The sequence below is a fragment of the Streptomyces sp. NPDC054770 genome (genome assembly GCF_053611985.1).
Genome location: NZ_JBSHBL010000017.1, coordinates 96,096 through 116,017, shown reverse-complemented (window position 1 = coordinate 116,017; position 19,922 = coordinate 96,096). Strand labels below are relative to the sequence as shown.

Sequence of the window (19,922 nt, the reverse complement as noted above, 5' to 3'; positions counted from 1 at the left end):
ACCGACTCAGATGTCGAGGAAGCGGACGTCCTTGGCGTTGCGCTGGATGAACGCGCGGCGGGCCTCGACGTCCTCACCCATCAGGACCGAGAACAGGTCGTCGGCCTGGGCGGCGTCGTCCAGGGTGACCTGGCCGAGGACCCGGTGCTCCTGGTCCATCGTGGTGATGCGCAGCTCCTCGGCGTTCATCTCACCGAGACCCTTGAAGCGCTGGATCGAGTCCTCGCGGACCCGCTTGCCGCGCTGCCGCCCCATCTCCAGGAGCGCGTCACGCTCGCGGTCCGAGTACGCGTACTCCGTGTCGTCCCGGCCCCACTTGATCTTGTAGAGCGGCGGGCGGGAGAGGTACACGTGCCCGGCCTCGACCAGCGGCCGCATGAAGCGGAACAGGAAGGTCAGCAGCAGGGTGGAGATGTGCTGGCCGTCGACGTCGGCGTCCGCCATCAGGATGATCTTGTGATAGCGGAGCTTCTCGATGTCGAAGTCCTCGTGCACACCCGTGCCGAAGGCGGAGATCAGCGCCTGGATCTCCTGGTTCTGCAGGATCTTGTCGATCCGCGCCTTCTCGACGTTGAGGATCTTGCCCCGGATCGGAAGGATCGCCTGGTACTGCGGGTTGCGGCCGGACTTGGCCGAGCCGCCGGCGGAGTCTCCCTCGACGATGAAGATCTCGCACTTGGTGGGGTCGTTCGACTGGCAGTCGGAGAGCTTGCCCGGCAGGGACGCCGACTCCAGGAGGCCCTTGCGGCGGGTGAGGTCGCGGGCCTTGCGGGCCGCCACGCGCGCGGTGGCCGCCTGGATGCCCTTGCGGATGATGTCCGCGGCCTCCACCGGGTTGCGGTCCAGCCAGTCGTTCAGGTGCTCGTAGACCGCCTTCTGCACGAAGGTCTTGGCCTCCGTGTTGCCCAGCTTGGTCTTCGTCTGGCCCTCGAACTGCGGCTCGCTCAGCTTGACCGAGATGATCGCGGTCAGACCCTCGCGGATGTCGTCACCGGTGAGGTTGTCGTCCTTCTCGCGGAGCAGCTTCTTGTCGCGCGCGTACTTGTTGATCAGCGAGGTCAGCGCCGCACGGAAGCCCTCCTCGTGGGTGCCGCCCTCGTGCGTGTGGATGATGTTGGCGAACGAGTACACACCCTCGCTGTAGCCGCTGTTCCACTGCATGGCGACCTCGAGGGACAGGCTCTTGTCCTTGTCCTCGGCCTCCAGGTCGATCACCGTCGGGTGCACCACGTCGCCCTTGCGGGAGTTGAGGTACTTCACGAAGTCGACGATGCCGCCCTCGTAGTGGTACGTGACAGTCTTGACCTCGGCCTTCTCGTCGGCGCCGGCCTCGTCCGCCCCGGCCACCGCCTTCGCCGACTCGCGCTCGTCGGTGAGCTTGATCGTCAGGCCCTTGTTGAGGAACGCCATCTCCTGGAAGCGCCGCGACAGCGTCTCGAAGGAGTACTCGGTGGTCTCGAAGATGTCCGGGTCCGCCCAGAACGTGACCGAGGTACCGGTCTCGTCGGTCTCCTCGTGCTTGGCCAGCGGAGCCGTGGGGACGCCGAGCTTGTAGTCCTGCGTCCAGCGGTGGCCGTCGGTCTTGATCTCGACGGACACCCTGGACGACAGCGCGTTCACGACGGACACACCCACACCGTGCAGACCGCCGGAGACCGCGTAACCGCCACCGCCGAACTTGCCGCCCGCGTGCAGCACGGTCAGCACGACCTCGACGGCCGGCTTGCCCTCGGACGCCACGATGCCGACGGGGATGCCACGGCCGTTGTCGACGACGCGCACGCCGCCGTCGGCCAGGATCGTCACGTCGATCGTGTCCGCGTGGCCCGCCAGAGCCTCGTCGACGGAGTTGTCCACGACCTCGTACACAAGGTGGTGCAGGCCGCGCTCGCCGGTCGAGCCGATGTACATACCGGGTCGCTTGCGGACCGCGTCCAGCCCTTCGAGGACGGTGATGGCGCTGGCGTCGTAAGAGGCGGTGACCTCACCGTTCGCGCCGGCGTCGGTGGACGGGATGTTCTCGTTGGGGTTGCCGGAATCGGCCACGAAGCGCCCTTTCTGGCACAGCACGAGCCAGGCTCGTCGGCGGGTTGCCGGAGCGGCTGCGGCATGTTGCGTTGGTAAGCCTTGATCAGCGTTGCTCAGCTTTTCCCGGGCGGTCCCCACGTTCGGGGCGGGATTGTCTTCCAGTCTACCGGTAGCGCCGACAGTGATGGGGGTTTGCCGGTACCTGAGTCCGCATGTGCCGCCCTGAACCCGCCTCTGCCGACTCCCGATATGCGGATGGGGGCTCCAAGAGGCTCACGGAGGCACTCAGCGCTTCCGGCTGTCAACCCTTGACTACTCCGGGGTCAGGTCGCGATTCGCAACCGCGTGCGGTCGCACGACGACCGGCCGGGGCGGCCGTACGACGGCTCCGCACCCGGCTCATGGCGTGACGTAAGTCACCCGTAGGTATCGCCGGGCCCGGTGCTCCCGGGGGCCCGCAACGGGCCGTAGCGCCGGGCCGGACCCCCCGGATTGAGCACCTTGATCATGCGTACGGTGCCGTGCCCCAGGTCCTCGTTCAGGCGTGCGACCAGCGCGGGGGCGAGGTGGCGCAGCTGGGTCGCCCAGGCCGTCGAGTCGCACTGCACGACCAGCACCCGCTCGTCCTCGTCGTAGCGCTGCGGCACACAGTGCTTGGCGAGATCCTCGCCGACGATCTCCGGCCAGCGGCCCATCACCCCGCCCACCGCGGCCGGCGTCTCCCAGCCGCGCTCGGTGATCAGCCGGTTGATCGCGGAACCCAGCGCCATGGGGTCACGGCCGTCGGCGCGCGCACCGGAGCGCAGACCACCGCGGCGCGCCTGCTTCTTCTGCTGCGCCGCGTCCCCACGCGCGCGTGCCGCCTCTTTCGCCGCCCTGAGCGCCACGCGCGCCAGGTCGACACCCGAGGGTTCCTTCCCGGGGACCGGTCCGTCGGTGCTCATGCCCGCTCCACCGTCCCGTCGGCCACCGCGTAACGCGTACCCGTGAGGATGTGCGGTACGTCGTCGTCCACCGCGGCCGTGACCAGCACCTGCTCGCCGGGCGCGACCAGCTCCGCCAGCCGCTCCCGGCGCCGGGCGTCCAGCTCGGCGAACACGTCGTCGAGCACCAGCACCGGCTCGTTCCCCTCGGCCCGCAGCAGGTCGTACGACGCGAGCCGCAGCGCCAGCGCGTACGACCAGGACTCGCCGTGCGAGGCGTACCCCTTGGCCGGCAGCTGCCCCAGCTTGAGGACCAGGTCGTCGCGGTGCGGACCGACCAGCGTCACGCCCCGCTCGATCTCCTGCTTGCGGGCGTCCGCCAGGGCCGCCATCAGCTGGGTGTACAGGTCCTCGCGGGTGTGGGCCTCGCCGGGCGCCGACGGCTTGTACTCCAGCGCGACGGGACCGCCGCCCGGCGCCAGTTGCTCGTACGCCTTGTCCGCAAGGGGCTGGATCGCGGCGACCAGGTCGAGCCGCTGAGCGAGCACTTCGGCGCCCGCGCGCGCCAGGTGCTGGTCCCACACGTCGAGCGTGGACAGGTCCATGGAGCGGCCGCCGTGCCGCCGGGCCAGGGCCGCGGACTTCAGCAGGGTGTTGCGCTGCTTCAGCACCCGCTCGTAGTCGGACCGCACGCCGGCCATCCGCGGTGACCGCGCGGTGATCAGCTCGTCCAGGAAGCGGCGCCGCTCACCGGGATCGCCCTTCACCAGCGCGAGGTCCTCGGGCGCGAACAGCACGGTCCGTACGATCCCCAGGACGTCACGTGGCTTGACCTGCGAGGACCTGTTGATGCGGGCGCGGTTGGACTTGCCGGGGTTGAGCTCCAGCTCGACCAGCTGCTGCCGGTCGCCCTGCCGGACCTGCGCCCGGATGATCGCCCGGTCGGCGCCCATGCGGACCAGGGGAGCGTCGGAGGCGACCCGGTGGCTGCCGAGGGTGGCGAGATAGCCGACGGCCTCGACGAGATTGGTCTTGCCCTGGCCGTTGGGGCCGACGAAGGCGGTGACGCCCGGATCGAGCGGGACCTCGACCCGGGCGTAGGAGCGGAAGTCGGCCAGCGACAGATGCGTGACGTGCATGGGTGTTTCGCCGACCTCCCCGTGACCTGCTACTTCGTCTCTGCTACTGCTCTACTGCTGCTCTGCTACTTCGCTTCCACGGCATGGCCGCCGAACTGGTTGCGCAGCGCGGCGATCATCTTCATCTGCGGCGAGTCGTCCTGCCGGGAGGCGAACCGCGCGAACAGCGAGGCGGTGATCGCGGGCAGCGGCACCGCGTTGTCTATGGCGGCCTCCACAGTCCACCGGCCCTCGCCGGAGTCCTGTGCATAACCCTTCAGCTTGTCCAGGTGCTCGTCCTCACGGAGGGCGTTCACCGCGAGGTCGAGCAGCCAGGAACGGATGACCGTCCCTTCCTGCCAGGAGCGGAAGACCTCGCGCACGTCCGTGACGGAGTCGACCTTCTCCAAGAGCTCCCAGCCCTCAGCGTAGGCCTGCATCATGGCGTACTCGATGCCGTTGTGGACCATCTTCGCGAAGTGGCCCGCACCGACCTTGCCGGCGTGCACCGAACCGAAGTCGCCCTCGGGCTTGAGTGCGTCGAAGACCGGCCGGACCTTCTCGACGTGCTCGGCGTCGCCGCCGTACATCAGCGCGTAGCCGTTCGCCAGGCCCCAGACGCCGCCGGAGACCCCGCAGTCGACGAAGCCGATGCCCTTGGCGGCCAGCTCCTCGGCGTGCCGCTCGTCGTCCGTCCAGCGGGAGTTGCCGCCGTCGACGACCACGTCACCGGGTTCGAGCAGCTCGGCCAGCTCGTCGATCGTGGACTGCGTCGGCGCCCCGGCCGGGACCATCACCCACACCACGCGCGGCCCGCTGAGCTTGCCCACAAGCTCTTCCAGGCTGTGGACATCGGCGAGGTCCGGGTTGCGGTCGTATCCGACGACGGTGTGGCCTGCGCGGCGGATCCGCTCGCGCATGTTGCCGCCCATCTTGCCGAGGCCGACGAGACCGAGCTCCATCAGTTGGTTCCTTAGGTTGCGGTGTGGCAGGAGAGGCACGTTCGTACCCGTGTCCGAGCCTAATCCCGGCCCGTTGCGCACAGTTGTGGGCATAGCCGCTCACCTGGGGAAACCCACCGGACCTCGGTGCCGGGTACCCACAGGGGACACCCGGCACCGTGCACAGCTGTGGACAACTCAGCCGCTGAGGCGCACCGGCATGATCAGGTACTTGTAGGCCTCGTCCGCCTCCGCGTCCAGCGCCGGCTTGCCGCTGAGCAGCGCGGGCTTGGTGGACGTCGTGAACGACAGCTGGGCCACCGGCGAGTCGATCGCGCTCAGACCGTCGAGCAGGAAGGTCGGGTTGAAGGCGATCGAGACGTCGTCGCCCTCCAGCTGCGCGTCGACCCTTTCCACAGCCTGTGCGTCGTCGCTGGAACCGGCCTCCAGGATCAGCACGCCCTGCTCGAAGCTGAGCCGCACCGGGGTGTTCCGCTCGGCCACCAGGGCGACGCGCTTGACGGCCTCCACGAAGGGGGCGGTCTCGATCACCGCGACGGAGTTGAACTCGGTCGGGAACAGCGAGCGGTACTTCGGCAGGTCGCCTTCGAGCAGCCGCGTGGTCGTCCGCCGGCCCGCGCCCTCGAAACCGATGAGCCCCTCGCCCGCGCCGGAGCCGGACAGGGCCAGGATCACGCTGTCGCCGCTCGTGAGGGCCTTGGCGGTGTCCAGGAGCGTCTTGGCGGGCACCAGGGCCACCGCGGACGCCTCGGGGTTCTCCGGCTTCCACAGGAACTCACGGACCGCGAAGCGGTACCGGTCGGTGGAGGCCAGGGTGACCGTGTCGCCCTCGATCTCGATGCGCACACCGGTCAGCACCGGCAGCGTGTCGTCACGTCCGGCGGCGATGGCCACCTGGGAGACCGCGGAGGCGAAGACCTCGCCCGGGACCGTGCCCGTCGCGTTCGGCATCTGCGGCAGGGACGGGTACTCCTCCACCGGCAGGGTGTGCAGCGTGAACCGGGACGATCCACAGACCACCGTGGCCCGTACACCGTCTGTGGAAATCTCCACCGGCCGGTTGGGGAGCGCACGGCAGATGTCGGCGAGCAGCCGGCCGGAGACGAGGACCGTGCCCTCCTCCTCGACCTCGGTCTCGACGCTGACCCGCGCGGAGACCTCGTAGTCGAAGCTGGACAGGCTCAGCTGGCCGTCCTCGGCCTTCAGGAGCAGGCCGGCGAGGACCGGCGCCGGCGGACGGGCCGGGAGGCTGCGTGCCGCCCAGGCCACTGCCTCCGCGAGTACGTCGCGTTCCACCCGGATCTTCACCGTAAGCCCGCCTCCTGCTGTTGCCGGGGCTTCTCGCCCTGCTGCGTCTTCGTCGTCTGTCTCGGTGTCGTCGGCCCCGGGGAGGGGAAGAACACCGGGGACCAGTCTGACGCACCGCACTGACAGCTGGTGCCCCTCGGGGTCAAGTCGTGACGAGGCGCGGTCAGAGGCCGGAGAGCGAGTTGTGCACAGGGCCCTCTTCGAAACGGATTCCGAGCTCTCTCTAGTTGTCAGTAGTAGTAGGGGCTGTGGATACCGTGGATAACCTCGTTTGCCCAGCTCAGGGGCGAGATTTTGTCCACTGCCCCTGTGGGTGGAGCCGGTGGACAACTAGGCGTCTCTGTGGAGAACAGAAAGTTCTGCACACGCCGTGCACAGCCTGAGGGGAGTTCTCCCCAACGCCGTCCCCAGCTTTACCCACCTTTCCCACAGCCCAACCTGGCAGCTTCGTGTGACGCCTTTCACTCGACTCGGTGAGCGGGCGCGTCGTGTTGCCGAACAGTGGACAGCGGTGTGGAGAACCTGGGGATTGCTGGGGACAACCGCCCCTCAGCCTGTGGGGTACCGGTGGACAACTTCATGCACAGCCTGTGGATCATTTGGCGGTCCACAACCTGTGGAGATCCGTTGTCCACGATTCCACAGGCACCTGAGCTGCCCCGATGCTCTTTCAACCCCCAGCCTGTGGACGACGTTCGGGACAACTTCACAGTCCCCAGGGTGTGGACGCAAGAAAGTCGGCAAATCTGTGGAGGACGCCCGTAACCAGGCAGGTAATCGAACAGCGGGGGACGTTTCCTTCTGACTCCGTGAGGGCAGCGCGCCCCTTCAGGGGCACGGGGAACTGCGCGACAAGCCCCCACCGGGCCGGCAGCAGACCACTTCCCGAGCCACCCAGGACGCCAAAGGGCGCCCCCGGGATCTCTCCCAAGGGCGCCCTGAACGCCGTAGAGCCGTCGGCCGAACCGCTACCCGTTCTTGATGCGGTTCGTCAGCTCCGTCACCTGGTTGTAGATCGACCGTCGCTCCGCCATCAGCGCCCGGATCTTCCGGTCGGCGTGCATCACGGTCGTGTGGTCCCGGTTCCCGAACTGCGCCCCGATCTTCGGCAGCGACAGATCCGTCAGCTCCCGGCACAGGTACATCGCGATCTGCCGCGCCGTGACCAGCTGCCGGCCGCGCGAGCTCCCGCACAGGTCCTCGACGGTCAGCCCGAAGTAGTCCGCGGTCGCCGCCATGATCGCCGTCGCGCTGATCTCCGGCGTGGAGTCCTGGCCCCCGGGGATCAGGTCCTTCAACACGATCTCGGTCAGGCCGAGATCGACCGGCTGCCGGTTGAGCGACGCGAACGCCGTCACCCGGATCAGCGCGCCCTCCAGCTCACGGATGTTGCGCGAGATGCGGGAGGCGATGAACTCCAGGACCTCCGGCGGTGCGTTCAGCTGCTCCTGCACCGCCTTCTTGCGGAGGATCGCGATCCGCGTCTCCAGTTCCGGCGGCTGGACGTCGGTGATCAGACCCCACTCGAACCGGTTGCGCAGCCGGTCCTCCAGCGTGACCAGCTGCTTGGGCGGCCGGTCGCTGGAGAGCACGATCTGCTTGTTCGCGTTGTGGAGCGTGTTGAAGGTGTGGAAGAACTCCTCCTGCGTCGACTCCTTGTCCGCGAGGAACTGGATGTCGTCGACGAGCAGGATGTCCATCTCGCGGTAGCGCTTGCGGAAGCTGTCGCCCTTGCCGTCGCGGATCGAGTTGATGAACTCGTTGGTGAACTCCTCCGAGCTCACGTACCGCACGCGCGTGCCCGGGTAGAGGCTCCGCGCGTAGTGCCCGATCGCGTGCAGCAGATGCGTCTTGCCGAGTCCCGACTCCCCGTAGATGAAAAGGGGGTTGTACGCCTTCGCGGGGGCCTCGGCGACGGCGACCGCGGCCGCGTGCGCGAAGCGGTTGGACGCGCCGATGACGAACGTGTCGAAGAGGTACTTCGGGTTCAGGCGGGCGGTCGGCTCACCGGGGCCGCCGGCCGGCGCGGGCTTCGCGCCGAGTGCCCCGGACCCGCCGGCGCTCGGCAGGTCCGGCCGTCCGGGACCGCCCCGGTGTCCCTGGCCCGGGCCGCCCGAGGGCTCGGGCAGCTCACGGCGCCCGGAGTCCCGGTCGTAGTCGGACCGGTCGTACTCGGGGCGCTCGTAGTCCGACCGGTCGTAGTCGGGGCGCGGCGGTTCGTACTCCGCGCGCTGCTGCTCGTACGACGGCCGCGCCGGCGGCTGCTGCTGCGGGCGGTACTCCTGGGCGTACGAGTCCTGGCCGCCGTAGCCGTCCGAGCGGTACGGGTCCTGGGACGGCGAGGCATAGGGGTCGCGTTCGGGAAAGCCGAGCCGCGGCTGCTGCCAGCCGTACTCGTCCTGTCCGGGGCGCGGCCAGGCGCCGGGCTCGGGGCGCTGGTACTCGGAGGGGTAGGCGGGGCGGGCGGTCGGAAGCTGGTCGCGGCCGCCCTCGTCGCGGCCGTCGCGGCCGCCCTGGTCCGGCAGCTGGTCGGCGCGGTGCCGGCCGTAGCCTCCGCCGTACTGCGACGACGGGAGCTCGGGCTCGTCGTAACGCTGTTTCTGTACGGGGGGTGCCGGCGGGGTCGGGGGCTCGCCCGCGGACTCGTCCACGGTGATCGCGATCCGGATCGGCCGCCCGCACTCGCGGCTCAGGGTCTCGCTGACGATCGGTGCGAGACGGCCCTCCAGTACGTTCTTCGCGAATTCGTTCGGTACGGCGAGCAGGGCGGTGTCCGCGACCAGCGCAAGCGGCTGGCAGCGGCGGATCCAGTGCTCGTCCTTCACCTCCACACCCTGACCGCGGCCCTCACCGAGGAGCTGCTCCAGTACTCGTGGCCACACTGCGGCAAGATCGGCAGGTACGTCAGCCACAGGGCACGCTCTCTCACAGGTCCCACGAACGTGTGGTTCGAGGACGGGTTGGGATGAATATCAGGTCGGGCGGGGATAAAGGAACGAATCGGAGTTCCGCCACGGTAGTCAGCGTGGCGGGTGCGGTTCAAGTTGTTGTCCCCAGCCTGTGGATAGTGTCTCTCGGTGACTGCTGGTTTGACCGAATGGCGTAGCCCCGCGTACCGTGACCAGGTCGAGTTGTCGATGGCTGCTGCCGCCTGCCTCCGATGGGCACAGATCGCTGAAGGTGATCGGGAAGCGGTGCACTCGGGCGTGATGCGAGCTACTCGTGGGCGCACGGTGACAGCCAGGACGGCACCCGCCACCACCGATTTGATTTCTGGAGCCCCCGAGTGAGCAAGCGCACCTTCCAGCCGAACAACCGTCGTCGCGCGAAGACCCACGGCTTCCGCCTGCGGATGCGTACCCGTGCCGGCCGCGCGATTCTCGCGAACCGTCGTGCCAAGGGTCGCGCCAGCCTGTCCGCCTGATCCCGATCAGGTCATGACGTCGTGCTGCCTACCGAGCATCGGCTGAGGCGGCGCGAGGACTTCGCGACCGCGGTACGACGGGGTCGCCGGGCTGGTCGCCCGACCCTCGTCGTCCACCTTCGTAGCGGTGCCACGGACCCGCACGCGCCTGGGGAGAGCGCTCCCCCGACGCGTGCGGGTTTCGTCGTGAGCAAGGCCGTGGGTGGTGCCGTTGTGCGCAACACAGTGAAGCGCAGACTGCGTCATCTGATGCGTGAGCGAGTAGCCCTGTTTCCCCCCGGTAGCCTGGTAGTCGTACGAGCGCTGCCCGGAGCGGGCGACGCCGACCATGCACAGCTGGCCCGAGACCTGGATGCCGCCATCGAGCGGCTGCTGGGAGGGGGCGCGCGATGAAGTACCCGCTGCTGGCTCTGATCAAGCTGTACCAGTGGACGATCAGTCCGCTGCTGGGGCCGGTGTGCAAGTACTACCCGTCGTGCTCCCACTACGGCTACACGGCCATCGACCGGCACGGTGCGATCAAGGGCACGGCACTCACGGCCTGGCGCATCCTGCGGTGCAATCCGTGGTCGCTCGGCGGTGTGGACCATGTTCCGCCGCGCAAGCGCCCGCGGTGGCACGAAATGCTGCGTGGCGCCTGGCGTGCACGCAGGGGCGGGCCCTCCGCCGCCGAACCGGCCACCGAGGAGAAGCCTCTTTCCGAGCTTCCTTCGAGCCCGGCCGCAGAGACTTCGTCCCATGCCCAAGGAGCATGATTAGTGGACACGATTGCCAGCCTGTTCAGCTTCATCACGACACCCGTCTCATGGGTCATCGTCCAGTTCCACTCGGTGTACGGGAAGATCTTCGGTCCCGACACGGGCTGGGCCTGGGGCTTGTCCATCGTGTCCCTGGTGATCCTGATCCGCATCTGCCTGATCCCGCTCTTCGTGAAGCAGATCAAGGCGACCCGGGCCATGCAGACGCTGCAGCCCGAGATGAAGAAGATCCAGGAGCGCTACAAGAACGACAAGCAGCGCCAGTCCGAAGAGATGATGAAGCTGTACAAGGAGTCGGGTACCAACCCGCTCTCCTCGTGCCTTCCCATCCTGGCGCAGTCACCGTTCTTCTTCGCCCTGTACCACGTGCTCAACGGCATCGCGACGGGCTCCACGATCGGTGTCATCAACGAGTCGCTGCTCGCCAGCGCCCGTAAGGCCCACATCTTCGGGGCCCCGCTCGCCGCGAAGTTCACGGACAGCTCGTCGAAGGTGGAGGCGCTCGGCGCCACTCTCACCGATGTCCGGGTCGTCACCGCGATCATGATCGTCCTGATGTCGGCGTCGCAGTTCTACACGCAGCGCCAGCTGATGACGAAGAACGTCGACACCACCGTGAAGACGCCGTTCATGCAGCAGCAGAAGATGCTGATGTACGTCTTCCCGGTCATGTTCGCCATCTTCGGCATCAACTTCCCGGTCGGTGTCCTCGTCTACTGGCTGACCACCAACGTGTGGACCATGGGCCAGCAGATGTACGTCATCCGCAACAACCCGACCCCGGGTTCCAAGGCCCAGGCCGCCTACCTGGAGCGCCTCACCAAGCACGTCACGCACCACGGCAAGACCCGTCGGCGCAGCGAGAAGACCATCGTCAAGGCGATCGTCGCCAAGGGCCGGGACCGCAACGAGTTCGAGCGCTCGTTCATCAACGCGCTGACCAAGGCCGGCCTCACGGCCCAGGCCGACGGCACCGTGGTGAAGGGCGAGGCCCAGGCCGTCGCACAGACCGAGGACGGCGTCACGGCCACCGGTGCCGCCAAGCGGCAGCAGCCCAAGCGCCAGAGCAAGGCCCAGCGGCAGTCCGGCGGAACGAAGGCCGGCGACTCCACGTCGGCTTCTTCGGACTCGTCGGCTTCGGACTCGTCGGCTTCGGCTGATTCGGCGGACGCGACGACCTCGCTGGAGAAGTCCGACGAGCCGCAGGACGCCAAGCCGACCGCCCAGCAGGCCCCGAAGGGCGGCTCCAACGGCCGCAGCAGGGCCCAGTCCGGTCAGCGCAAGGGTCCGCAGCGCCCCAAGTCCCCGTCCAAGAAGTAAGAAGGAGCCCATCCCGTGACGGAAGGCACCACCTCCGCCGCTGCCGAGGGTGCAGACACCCTGACCCGCCTGGAGCAGGAGGGCGAGATCGCGGCGGACTACCTCGAAGGTCTGCTGGACATCGCCGACCTCGACGGCGACATCGACATGGATGTCGAGGCCGACCGCGCCTCCGTGTCGATCATCAGCGACTCGGGCACCCGCGACCTCCAGAAGCTGGTCGGCCGCGACGGGGAGGTGCTGGAGGCGCTCCAGGAGCTGACCCGCCTCGCCGTGCACCGGGAGACCGGTGACCGCAGCCGGCTGATGCTCGACATCGCGGGCTACCGCGCCAAGAAGCGTGCCGAGCTCTCCGAGCTGGGCGCCAAGGCCGCCGCCGAGGTGAAGAACACCGGCGAGCCCGTGAAGCTCAAGCCGATGACCCCGTTCGAGCGCAAGGTCGTGCACGACGCGGTCAAGTCCGCCGGACTGCGCAGCGAGTCGGAGGGCGAGGAGCCGCAGCGGTTCGTCGTCGTGCTGCCCGCCTGAGCGGTCCCCCCGTTTTACCGGCCCCGTCTGTTGAGCAGGCGGGGCCGAACTTTGTCAGCCTGGTAGTTCTGGTGGCCGGTGCGCGGAGCACCGGCGCGGTACGGAAGGACGGTCCCCGTGACGGAGGCTGCGGAGCTCCCCCCGGCGCCCGAACAGGCGCGGGAAGTGTTCGGCGAGCGCTTCGCCGATGCGGTCCGCTACGCGGAGCTGCTCGCCGAGGCAGGCGTGCAGCGTGGTCTGATCGGCCCACGGGAAGTGCCCCGCCTGTGGGAGCGGCACCTGCTGAACTGTGCGGTGCTCTCGGAGGCAGTTCCTGAGGGGGTGACCGTGTGCGACGTGGGCTCCGGAGCCGGCCTGCCGGGCATTCCGCTGGCGCTGGTGCGGGAGGACCTCAACATCACCCTTCTGGAGCCACTGCTGCGGCGCACCAACTTCCTGACCGAGGTTGTCGAGCTTCTCGGCCTGGACCATGTGACCGTGGTCCGTGGCCGCGCGGAGGAGGTCATGGGCAAGCTGCCTCCGGTGCATGTGGTGACGGCCCGTGCCGTGGCCCCACTGGACCGGCTGGCCACCTGGGGTATCCCGCTGCTGCGTCCCTACGGGGAGATGCTTGCCCTCAAGGGGGACACGGCGGAGGAGGAGCTGAAGGCCGCGACCACCGCGCTGACGAAGCTGGGTGCGGTGTCCACATCCATCCTGCATGTGGGTGAGGGCGTGGTTGATCCGCTGTCGACCGTCGTCCGTGTGGAGGTCGGGGAGAGCCCCGGTGGCGTGCGCTTCGCGGCCAAGCGGGCGAAGGCGGCCCGTACGGGGAGGGTTCGTAGGCGCCGCTGACCCGTCCTGACGACTGGACGTACTCCACACAAGCTGCCAAACCTACGCATGACGGAGTGTCGCGGCTTTTCGGTACTGCTGGCTGTGCATCGTGTTTCACGTGAAACGTCGCTCACTGCTACACGGCATCATCGGCCGGGGCCGCGCCGCGGCCGAACCGCGCGACCGAAAGCCCCTCGGTTCTCTCAGAGAGGGGGCGTCTGGTGACACTCCGTCCTCCCTGCGGGGCGCGGAGTTGTCCACAGAGGTGGATTTCTCCACAGAACACCAGGCCTCACTGGTTCACGACCCCGAAGACATGGGAGGCTCTGTTCATTGCGAGCCTGAAGTCGAGGAGAGTGAATCCTTGCGGTCCGACGCCAACATCGCGGGACCGATGACCGATCCGGTCCCCGGTCCCCGTACCGAGTCGATGGGGGCGGATGTTTCACGTGAAACACCGCCTCCGATGGACGACACTCCCATCGGTCGTGCTGCCCAACTCGCTGTGGAGGCTCTGGGCCGCGCCGGCGAAGGTCTGCCACGTCCGGAGCAGACCAGAGTCATGGTGGTCGCCAACCAGAAGGGCGGCGTCGGCAAGACGACCACAACGGTCAACCTTGCCGCCTCCCTGGCCCTGCACGGCGGGCGCGTCCTGGTGATCGACCTCGACCCACAGGGCAATGCATCCACTGCGCTGGGTATCGACCATCACGCCGAAGTTCCGTCCATCTATGACGTGTTGGTCGAGAGCAAGCCGCTGGCCGAGGTCGTCCAGCCGGTGGTGGACGTCGAAGGCCTCTTCTGTGCCCCCGCCACGATCGATCTCGCCGGTGCGGAGATCGAGCTGGTGTCCCTGGTGGCGCGGGAGAGCCGACTGCAGCGGGCGATCCAGGCGTACGAGCAGCCGCTGGACTACATCCTCATCGACTGCCCGCCCTCCCTGGGCCTGCTGACGGTCAACGCGCTTGTCGCGGGCGCTGAGGTGCTCATCCCGATCCAGTGCGAGTACTACGCACTGGAGGGCCTCGGCCAGCTGCTGCGCAACGTCGACCTGGTGCGGGGGCACCTCAACCCCGACCTGCACGTGTCGACCATCCTGCTCACCATGTACGACGGCCGGACGCGTCTCGCCTCCCAGGTCGCGGACGAGGTGCGCAGCCACTTCGGCGACGAGGTGCTGCGGACGAGCATTCCCCGCTCGGTCCGTATCTCCGAGGCGCCGAGCTACGGGCAGACGGTATTGACCTACGATCCTGGATCGAGCGGTGCCCTCTCCTACCTTGAGGCGGCCCGAGAAATCGCGCTGAAGGGCGCCGGTGTCAGTTACGACCCGACACAGGCCCACATCGGCGCTCAGACCAACCCGAGCATGGTGGAGGGGATCCAGTGAGCGAGCGACGGAGGGGGCTGGGTCGTGGGCTCGGTGCACTGATCCCAGCTGCCCCGACCGAGAAGAACCCGGCCCAGACGGCCGTGGGGGGAACGGTAGCGCCGTCCCCCGCCGCGGGTCCGGTGCTGACGACCGAGCGTGGGGTCGCCGCGGCGAAGGTGACGACGCTGCCGGCTGTTTCACATGAAACCGAGGAACCGTCGGTGTTCGGAGTCGGAGCCGGCGTGGAGACGCCTGGTCCTCCGATGGGCGCCCACTTCGCCGAGATCCCTCTCGACGACATCGTGCCCAACCCGCGTCAGCCGCGTGAGGTCTTCGACGAGGACGCCCTCCAGGAGCTGGTCACCTCCATCCAGGAAGTCGGCCTTCTCCAGCCTGTCGTCGTGCGCCAGTTGGGTCCGTCCCACTACGAGCTCATCATGGGCGAGCGGCGCTGGCGGGCCTGCCGTGAGGCCGGCCTGGAGGCGATCCCGGCGATCGTCCGGGCGACGGACGACGAGAAGCTCCTCCTGGACGCGTTGCTGGAGAACCTGCACCGCGCCCAGCTGAACCCGCTGGAAGAGGCCGCCGCCTACGACCAGCTCCTGAAGGACTTCAACTGCACGCACGACCAGCTGGCCGACCGCATCGGGCGCTCCCGCCCGCAGGTCTCCAACACCCTGCGGCTGCTGAAGCTCTCCCCGGCGGTTCAGCGGCGGGTGGCCGCCGGAGTCCTGTCGGCCGGGCACGCCCGGGCGCTGCTCTCCGTCGACGACTCGGAGGAGCAGGACCGGCTGGCCCACCGGATCGTCGCCGAGGGACTGTCGGTGCGGGCCGTCGAGGAGATCGTGACCCTCATGGGCTCGCGGCCCCAGACGACGACCCGAGCCAAGGGGCCACGGGCCGGCGCCCGGGTCTCCCCGGCGCTGAGTGATCTCGCGACCCGGCTCTCGGACCGCTTCGAGACGCGGGTGAAGGTCGACCTGGGCCAGAAGAAGGGCAAGATCACCGTCGAGTTCGCGTCGATGGAGGACCTGGAGCGGATCCTGGGCACGCTCGCCCCGGGCGAGGGGCCGGTCCTCCACCAGGGCATCCACGACGGTGACTCCTCGGCCTCGGACGAATCCGAGGAGTTCGTGGACTGACCTTCTCGGGACCGGGTGTTTCCCGTCCGGTCGATGCTTTGTCGCTCAGAGAGCGGACCGTGTCCGGTGTGTATCGGAAAGCGGTCCGCTCTTTGCTTTCAGGCGGTATCGATGGAATCGCTGTGTGGATACGATGCGAACGGTATGGCGCATCACCTGGCAGCTGGCAGCACCTCTGAGAGAGGCGGGGGCCATGCGATCGATGAGCCGCACCGGACTGGTGAGCGCGGGTCTGGGACTGGGCGCGACCGTCGGATTCTTCGGCAGTCTGCTCAGGGAACGCAGCGCTCTGACAGCCGCTCGCGATGCTGCGGGCGAAGGAAGCGAGGAACAGCCTTCATGGGGCGTCGGCTCGTACCGCTCACGCTGGACAACCTTCAGGACCTTCCCCAGCGCTGTCGCTCGTGTGTCTTCTGGGAGCTGGACCCCGTCAGCGGCGAAGCAGCGGTGAGAGCCGGCACAGCCGCGGTGGAGAAGGAGTCCTGGATCTCTGCCGTCCTGCTCGACTGGGGGTCGTGCGGCCGAGTGGTCTATGTCGACGACGTGCCGGTGGGTTATGTGCTCTACGCTCCGCCCGCCTACGTCCCGCGCTCCACGGCGTTCCCCACGAGCCCGGTCTCACCCGACGCGGTGCAGCTCATGACCAGCTTCATCATGCCCGGCTATCAGGGGCAGGGGCTGGGACGGGTCATGGTGCAGACGGTCGCCAAGGATCTGCTGCGGCGGGGCTTCAAGGCGATCGAGGCGTTCGGTGATGTCCGCTACAAGGAACCCGCCTGTCTGCTGCCCGCCGAGCACCTGCTGGCCGTGGGCTTCAAGACGGTACGACAGCACCCCTCGCACCCCCGGCTGCGGCTGGAGCTGCGGACGACGCTCTCCTGGAAGGAAGACGTGGAGCTGGCGCTCGACCGGCTTCTGGGAGCCGTACAGAAGGAACCGGCGCTGCGGCCGCTGTGAGTGCCGCAAAGCGAAATGGGCCAACCCCCAGGGGGTTGGCCCATTCGTGTTTCACGTGAAACATCACTCGGCGATGAAGTCCTCAAGGTCGCGGACAAGCGCGGCCTTCGGCTTGGCACCGACGATGGTCTTGGCGACCTCGCCACCCTGGTAGACGTTGAGGGTGGGGATCGACATGACGCCGTACTTGGCCGCCGTGGTCGGGTTCTCGTCGATGTTCAGCTTGACGATCTCGATCTTCTCGCCGTGCTCGGCGGCGATCGCCTCGAGCGACGGAGCGATCTGACGGCACGGGCCGCACCACTCAGCCCAGAAGTCCACCAGGACGGGCTTGTCGCTCTTGAGGACGACCTCTTCGAAGTTGTCGTCGGTCACATGCTTCAGGGTGCCGGCCACGGCGGGCTCCTTTACTTGATCGTGCGGTGGGGCGGAAGGGGAAAGGTCAGACGGAGGTCTTCTCGGGCTCGGCCTTCTCCTCGTCCGCGAGGGCGGAGAGGAAACGCTCGGCGTCGAGAGCGGCGGAGCAGCCGGTGCCGGCTGCGGTGATCGCCTGGCGGTAGGTGTGGTCCACCACGTCACCGGCGGCGAACACCCCCGTCACGTTGGTGTGCGTCGACGGCGAGGCGACCTTGAGGTAGCCCTCCTCGTCGAGGTCCAGCTGGCCCTTGAAGAGCTCGGTGCGCGGGTCGTGGCCGATCGCGATGAACAGCCCGGTGACCGGGAGGTCGGAGAGCTCGCCGGTCTTGACGTTGCGCAGCTTCAGACCGGCCAGCTTCTGCTCGCCCTGGACCTCGGCGATCTCGCTGTCCCAGGCGAACTTGATCTTCGGGTCGGCGAAGGCGCGCTCCTGCATCGCCTTGGAGGCACGCAGGGTGTCCCGGCGGTGGACGATCGTCACGGACTTGGCGAACCGGGAGAGGAAGGTCGCCTCCTCCATCGCGGTGTCGCCGCCGCCGATCACGGCGATGTCCTGGTCCTTGAAGAAGAACCCGTCACAGGTGGCACACCAGGAGACACCGCGTCCGGAGAGGGCGTCCTCGTTCGGCAGGCCCAGCTTGCGGTGCTGGGAGCCGGTGGTGACGATGACGGCCTTCGCCTTGTGGACCGTGCCGGAGGTGTCGGTGACGGTCTTGATCTCACCGGTCAGGTCGACGGAGACGATGTCGTCCGGAACGAGCTCGGCACCGAAGCGCTCGGCCTGGGCGCGCATGTTGTCCATGAGGTCGGGGCCCATGATGCCGTCGCGGAAGCCCGGGAAGTTCTCCACCTCGGTGGTGTTCATCAGGGCACCGCCTGCGGTAACGGCCCCCTCGAACACCAGGGGCTTCAGCGACGCGCGCGCCGTGTAGAGCGCCGCCGTGTAGCCGGCGGGCCCGGAGCCGATGATGATCACGTTACGGACGTCGCTCACGGCTTGATTCCTCGTCTCTGGTCTACGTCATTCGACCGGTGGGAGCCTCTCTCAGAGGCTCTCACCCCACCCAACGGATCCTAAGGGGCGCGCATTCCCGGTGTGTCCGGGCACACGGGCATCCCACACCGTACGGATTTCCACGCCGGGACAGGAGATGCGTCTCCGCCCGAGAGCCGTGCCGGAGGACGCTCAGGGAAGACGCTCAGGGATGACGCTCAGGGATGACGCTCAGGGGCGAGCCAGGGACTCCGTCAGCAGGACCTTGCCGGGAGACGCGGAGGCCTCGCCGTCGCAGGTGGCGTCGACGATGAAGGCCGTCACCCGGGAGGCGTCGGTGGCGTCGGGGAGGACGACCAGGAAGGCGTGCTTCCCCTCGTACGTCCCCTCCTTCGCGCCGATGACATCGCCGGTCTGGCTGATGCCCGTGCGGACACACGTCGGTACCGACACCGAGGGCTGGATCCGGGTGGTGTACGGGGTCTTCATGGAGCCCGTTTCCGAGGAGGGCTGTGACTCGACACCGAAGGGCTTCTGAGAGCCCCGCTGCATGGTGTTCTTCGTGTCGAGGAGATCCTTCACCTGGCTCTGGAGGGTGCTCTTGGAGAAGGTCCCGGCGGCGCTTGTCGGCTTGCCCTGTGCTGTCGTCGTTCCGTTGCCTCCGAGGGACTGGAGGAAGAACGAACCGGCGCCCAGGACGGCGGCGGTGAAGACAGTCCCCAGGACGACGGTCCGGCGGCGCCGACCACGGCCACGGTCCTTGCGGTCCTTTCGGCCGGGACCGGTCGAGGAGCCCGGCCGTCCGGCGGGACGGTCCTCCGTGACGGAAGCTTGGCGGGGCGATGTTTCACGTGAAACATGTGCCTCAGGTGCCGTGGCGTTCAGCAGAGCCTCGGCGGCGAGGGCCGCGTCGATCCGGCCCGCGACATCGGCCGGCATAGCCGTCGGGCTCGGCACCTCGCCGAGCAGGCCCCTGATCTCCGCCAGCGAGGCGTGGACGTCGGCGCAGAGCTCACACTCTTCCAGGTGCCGTCGTACTTCCGCGGTCCGGGCGGGTGGCAGCAGGTCCTCGGTGAGGTCGGAGATCTCCGCGACGTCCGGGTGCCCGGTCGTGTCTGTCGTCGAAGTCACGCTCGCCCACCTCCGCCCTTCACTGGGGCTGAATCACTCGGCCCGGTGTTCTGCGGGCCCCCGGCCTGAGGCCCCGCTGCAGGTGGGACGGATGTCCCCTCCGCCCGGTTCCGTGCCGGGTCCGGGTTGTTTTCGTCACCGCTGTTTTCCGGCCGCAGATGGGTGAGTAGCGGCAGGAGTCTGGCTCTGCCGCGAGCGCAGCGGCTCTTCACCGTTCCTGTGGGCACATCGAGGATCCGGGCCGCCTCGGCGACCGGGTAGCCCTGCATGTCGACCAGGACGAGCGCGGCCCGCTGGTCGTGGGGCAGGGTGCCGAGGGCTTCCAGGAGCTGGCGGTGCAGATCGTTCCGCTCGGCCGGAGCGGAGGCCGATTCATGCGGCTCCAGCAGCTGCTCCAGCCGCTCGGTGTCATCGACGGGGGAGGTCTTGCGGGAGGCGGCCTTGCGGGCGCGGTCGAGGCACGCGTTCACCGTGATCCGGTGCAGCCACGTTGTGACGGCCGACTGGCCCCGGAAGGTGTGGGCGGCCCGGTAGGCGGAGACCAGGGCGTCCTGGACGGCGTCAGCGGCCTCCTCGCGGTCCCCCAGGGTCCGCAGGGCGACCGCCCAGAGCCGGTCCCGGTGCCGTCGCACGATCTCACCGAAGGCATCGGGGTCGCCTTCCACATGGCGGGCGAGCAGATCCTGGTCGCTCACTCCGCCGTATCCGGCGCCTTCCGCCATCT

The 19,922-nt window shown here is 68.3% G+C and carries 19 protein-coding genes; 9 read left to right on the top strand and 10 right to left on the bottom strand.

Going from position 1 to position 19,922, the window contains the following annotated elements; all coding sequences use genetic code 11:
- Window positions 1-6: 6 nt before the first annotated feature.
- From gyrB to dnaA, 6 genes are all read right to left on the bottom strand, one after another.
- Window positions 7-2,070 (bottom strand): DNA topoisomerase (ATP-hydrolyzing) subunit B, encoded by a 2,064-nt coding sequence (gyrB, locus tag ACWGKQ_RS17750; protein ID WP_453292839.1) that lies wholly within the window; start codon window positions 2,068-2,070, stop codon window positions 7-9.
- 374 nt (window positions 2,071-2,444) lie between these two features.
- Window positions 2,445-2,972 (bottom strand): DUF721 domain-containing protein, encoded by a 528-nt coding sequence (locus ACWGKQ_RS17745; protein WP_453292838.1) that lies wholly within the window; start codon window positions 2,970-2,972, stop codon window positions 2,445-2,447.
- A complete protein-coding gene (gene recF, locus ACWGKQ_RS17740) occupies window positions 2,969-4,090 on the bottom strand; it encodes a DNA replication/repair protein RecF (protein WP_453292837.1) in 1,122 nt (373 codons plus the stop codon). The genes ACWGKQ_RS17745 and recF overlap by 4 nt, the downstream gene beginning before the upstream one ends.
- Before the next feature lie 65 nt (window positions 4,091-4,155).
- Window positions 4,156-5,031: a phosphogluconate dehydrogenase (NAD(+)-dependent, decarboxylating) gene (gnd, locus tag ACWGKQ_RS17735; RefSeq protein ID WP_453292836.1), complete on the bottom strand. Its 876-nt coding sequence runs from the start codon at window positions 5,029-5,031 to the stop codon at window positions 4,156-4,158.
- Window positions 5,032-5,208: 177 nt separating this feature from the next.
- Window positions 5,209-6,339, bottom strand: coding sequence for a DNA polymerase III subunit beta (gene dnaN, locus ACWGKQ_RS17730; protein WP_351695869.1), 1,131 nt, complete (start codon window positions 6,337-6,339; stop codon window positions 5,209-5,211).
- Window positions 6,340-7,307: 968 nt separating this feature from the next.
- Window positions 7,308-9,251 carry a chromosomal replication initiator protein DnaA gene (gene dnaA, locus ACWGKQ_RS17725; protein WP_453292835.1) on the bottom strand — a complete coding sequence of 648 codons (1,944 nt, stop codon included), beginning with the start codon at window positions 9,249-9,251 and terminating at the stop codon, window positions 7,308-7,310.
- 374 nt (window positions 9,252-9,625) lie between these two features.
- Here dnaA and rpmH point away from each other — a divergent pair, with 374 nt between their 5' ends.
- The 9 genes from rpmH to ACWGKQ_RS17680 all read left to right on the top strand — a co-directional run bounded on the left by rpmH (window position 9,626) and on the right by ACWGKQ_RS17680 (window position 16,656).
- Window positions 9,626-9,763 carry a 50S ribosomal protein L34 gene (rpmH, locus tag ACWGKQ_RS17720; RefSeq protein ID WP_015659252.1) on the top strand — a complete coding sequence of 46 codons (138 nt, stop codon included), beginning with the start codon at window positions 9,626-9,628 and terminating at the stop codon, window positions 9,761-9,763.
- A 21-nt stretch (window positions 9,764-9,784) separates the two neighbouring features.
- A complete protein-coding gene (gene rnpA / locus ACWGKQ_RS17715) occupies window positions 9,785-10,156 on the top strand; it encodes a ribonuclease P protein component (RefSeq protein WP_352355774.1) in 372 nt (123 codons plus the stop codon).
- Window positions 10,153-10,518: a membrane protein insertion efficiency factor YidD gene (yidD, locus tag ACWGKQ_RS17710; protein WP_453292834.1), complete on the top strand. Its 366-nt coding sequence runs from the start codon at window positions 10,153-10,155 to the stop codon at window positions 10,516-10,518. The genes rnpA and yidD overlap by 4 nt, the downstream gene beginning before the upstream one ends.
- Window positions 10,519-10,521: 3 nt before the next feature.
- Window positions 10,522-11,841 (top strand): membrane protein insertase YidC, encoded by a 1,320-nt coding sequence (yidC, locus tag ACWGKQ_RS17705; protein ID WP_453292833.1) that lies wholly within the window; start codon window positions 10,522-10,524, stop codon window positions 11,839-11,841.
- A gap of 15 nt (window positions 11,842-11,856) precedes the next feature.
- A complete protein-coding gene (locus ACWGKQ_RS17700; RefSeq protein ID WP_189262847.1) occupies window positions 11,857-12,369 on the top strand; it encodes a Jag family protein in 513 nt (170 codons plus the stop codon).
- A gap of 117 nt (window positions 12,370-12,486) precedes the next feature.
- Entirely contained in the window at window positions 12,487-13,203 is a 717-nt protein-coding gene (rsmG, locus tag ACWGKQ_RS17695) for a 16S rRNA (guanine(527)-N(7))-methyltransferase RsmG (protein WP_453292832.1), read from the top strand.
- 298 nt (window positions 13,204-13,501) lie between these two features.
- The gene (locus ACWGKQ_RS17690; protein WP_453292871.1) at window positions 13,502-14,575 is read left to right on the top strand and encodes a ParA family protein; all 1,074 of its coding nucleotides are present in this window, start codon (window positions 13,502-13,504) and stop codon (window positions 14,573-14,575) included.
- On the top strand, window positions 14,572-15,699 hold the full coding sequence (locus tag ACWGKQ_RS17685) for a ParB/RepB/Spo0J family partition protein (protein ID WP_453292831.1): 1,128 nt from the start codon (window positions 14,572-14,574) through the stop codon (window positions 15,697-15,699). Before ACWGKQ_RS17690 ends, ACWGKQ_RS17685 begins: the two co-directional genes overlap by 4 nt.
- Before the next feature lie 339 nt (window positions 15,700-16,038).
- Window positions 16,039-16,656: a GNAT family N-acetyltransferase gene (locus ACWGKQ_RS17680; RefSeq protein WP_453292830.1), complete on the top strand. Its 618-nt coding sequence runs from the start codon at window positions 16,039-16,041 to the stop codon at window positions 16,654-16,656.
- A gap of 63 nt (window positions 16,657-16,719) precedes the next feature.
- Here ACWGKQ_RS17680 and trxA read toward each other — a convergent pair whose 3' ends face one another.
- The 4 genes from trxA to sigM all read right to left on the bottom strand — a co-directional run bounded on the left by trxA (window position 16,720) and on the right by sigM (window position 19,920).
- Window positions 16,720-17,052: a thioredoxin gene (trxA, locus tag ACWGKQ_RS17675; RefSeq protein WP_453292829.1), complete on the bottom strand. Its 333-nt coding sequence runs from the start codon at window positions 17,050-17,052 to the stop codon at window positions 16,720-16,722.
- 46 nt (window positions 17,053-17,098) lie between these two features.
- A complete protein-coding gene (trxB, locus tag ACWGKQ_RS17670; protein ID WP_453292828.1) occupies window positions 17,099-18,067 on the bottom strand; it encodes a thioredoxin-disulfide reductase in 969 nt (322 codons plus the stop codon).
- 231 nt (window positions 18,068-18,298) lie between these two features.
- A complete protein-coding gene (locus ACWGKQ_RS17665; RefSeq protein WP_453292827.1) occupies window positions 18,299-19,198 on the bottom strand; it encodes an anti-sigma factor family protein in 900 nt (299 codons plus the stop codon).
- Window positions 19,195-19,920: an RNA polymerase sigma factor SigM gene (gene sigM / locus ACWGKQ_RS17660; RefSeq protein ID WP_453292826.1), complete on the bottom strand. Its 726-nt coding sequence runs from the start codon at window positions 19,918-19,920 to the stop codon at window positions 19,195-19,197. Before sigM ends, ACWGKQ_RS17665 begins: the two co-directional genes overlap by 4 nt.
- Window positions 19,921-19,922: the final 2 nt, after the last annotated feature.

Coding starts and splice junctions, on each gene's coding strand:
- gnd (WP_453292836.1), bottom strand. CDS start 5,031: ATGGAGCTCGGTCTCGTCGGCCTCGGCAAGATGGGCGGCAACATGCGC.
- ACWGKQ_RS17745 (WP_453292838.1), bottom strand. CDS start 2,972: ATGAGCACCGACGGACCGGTCCCCGGGAAGGAACCCTCGGGTGTCGAC.
- sigM (WP_453292826.1), bottom strand. CDS start 19,920: ATGGCGGAAGGCGCCGGATACGGCGGAGTGAGCGACCAGGATCTGCTC.
- ACWGKQ_RS17680 (WP_453292830.1), top strand. CDS start 16,039: ATGGGGCGTCGGCTCGTACCGCTCACGCTGGACAACCTTCAGGACCTT.
- yidD (WP_453292834.1), top strand. CDS start 10,153: ATGAAGTACCCGCTGCTGGCTCTGATCAAGCTGTACCAGTGGACGATC.
- ACWGKQ_RS17690 (WP_453292871.1), top strand. CDS start 13,502: ATGGGAGGCTCTGTTCATTGCGAGCCTGAAGTCGAGGAGAGTGAATCC.
- recF (WP_453292837.1), bottom strand. CDS start 4,090: ATGCACGTCACGCATCTGTCGCTGGCCGACTTCCGCTCCTACGCCCGG.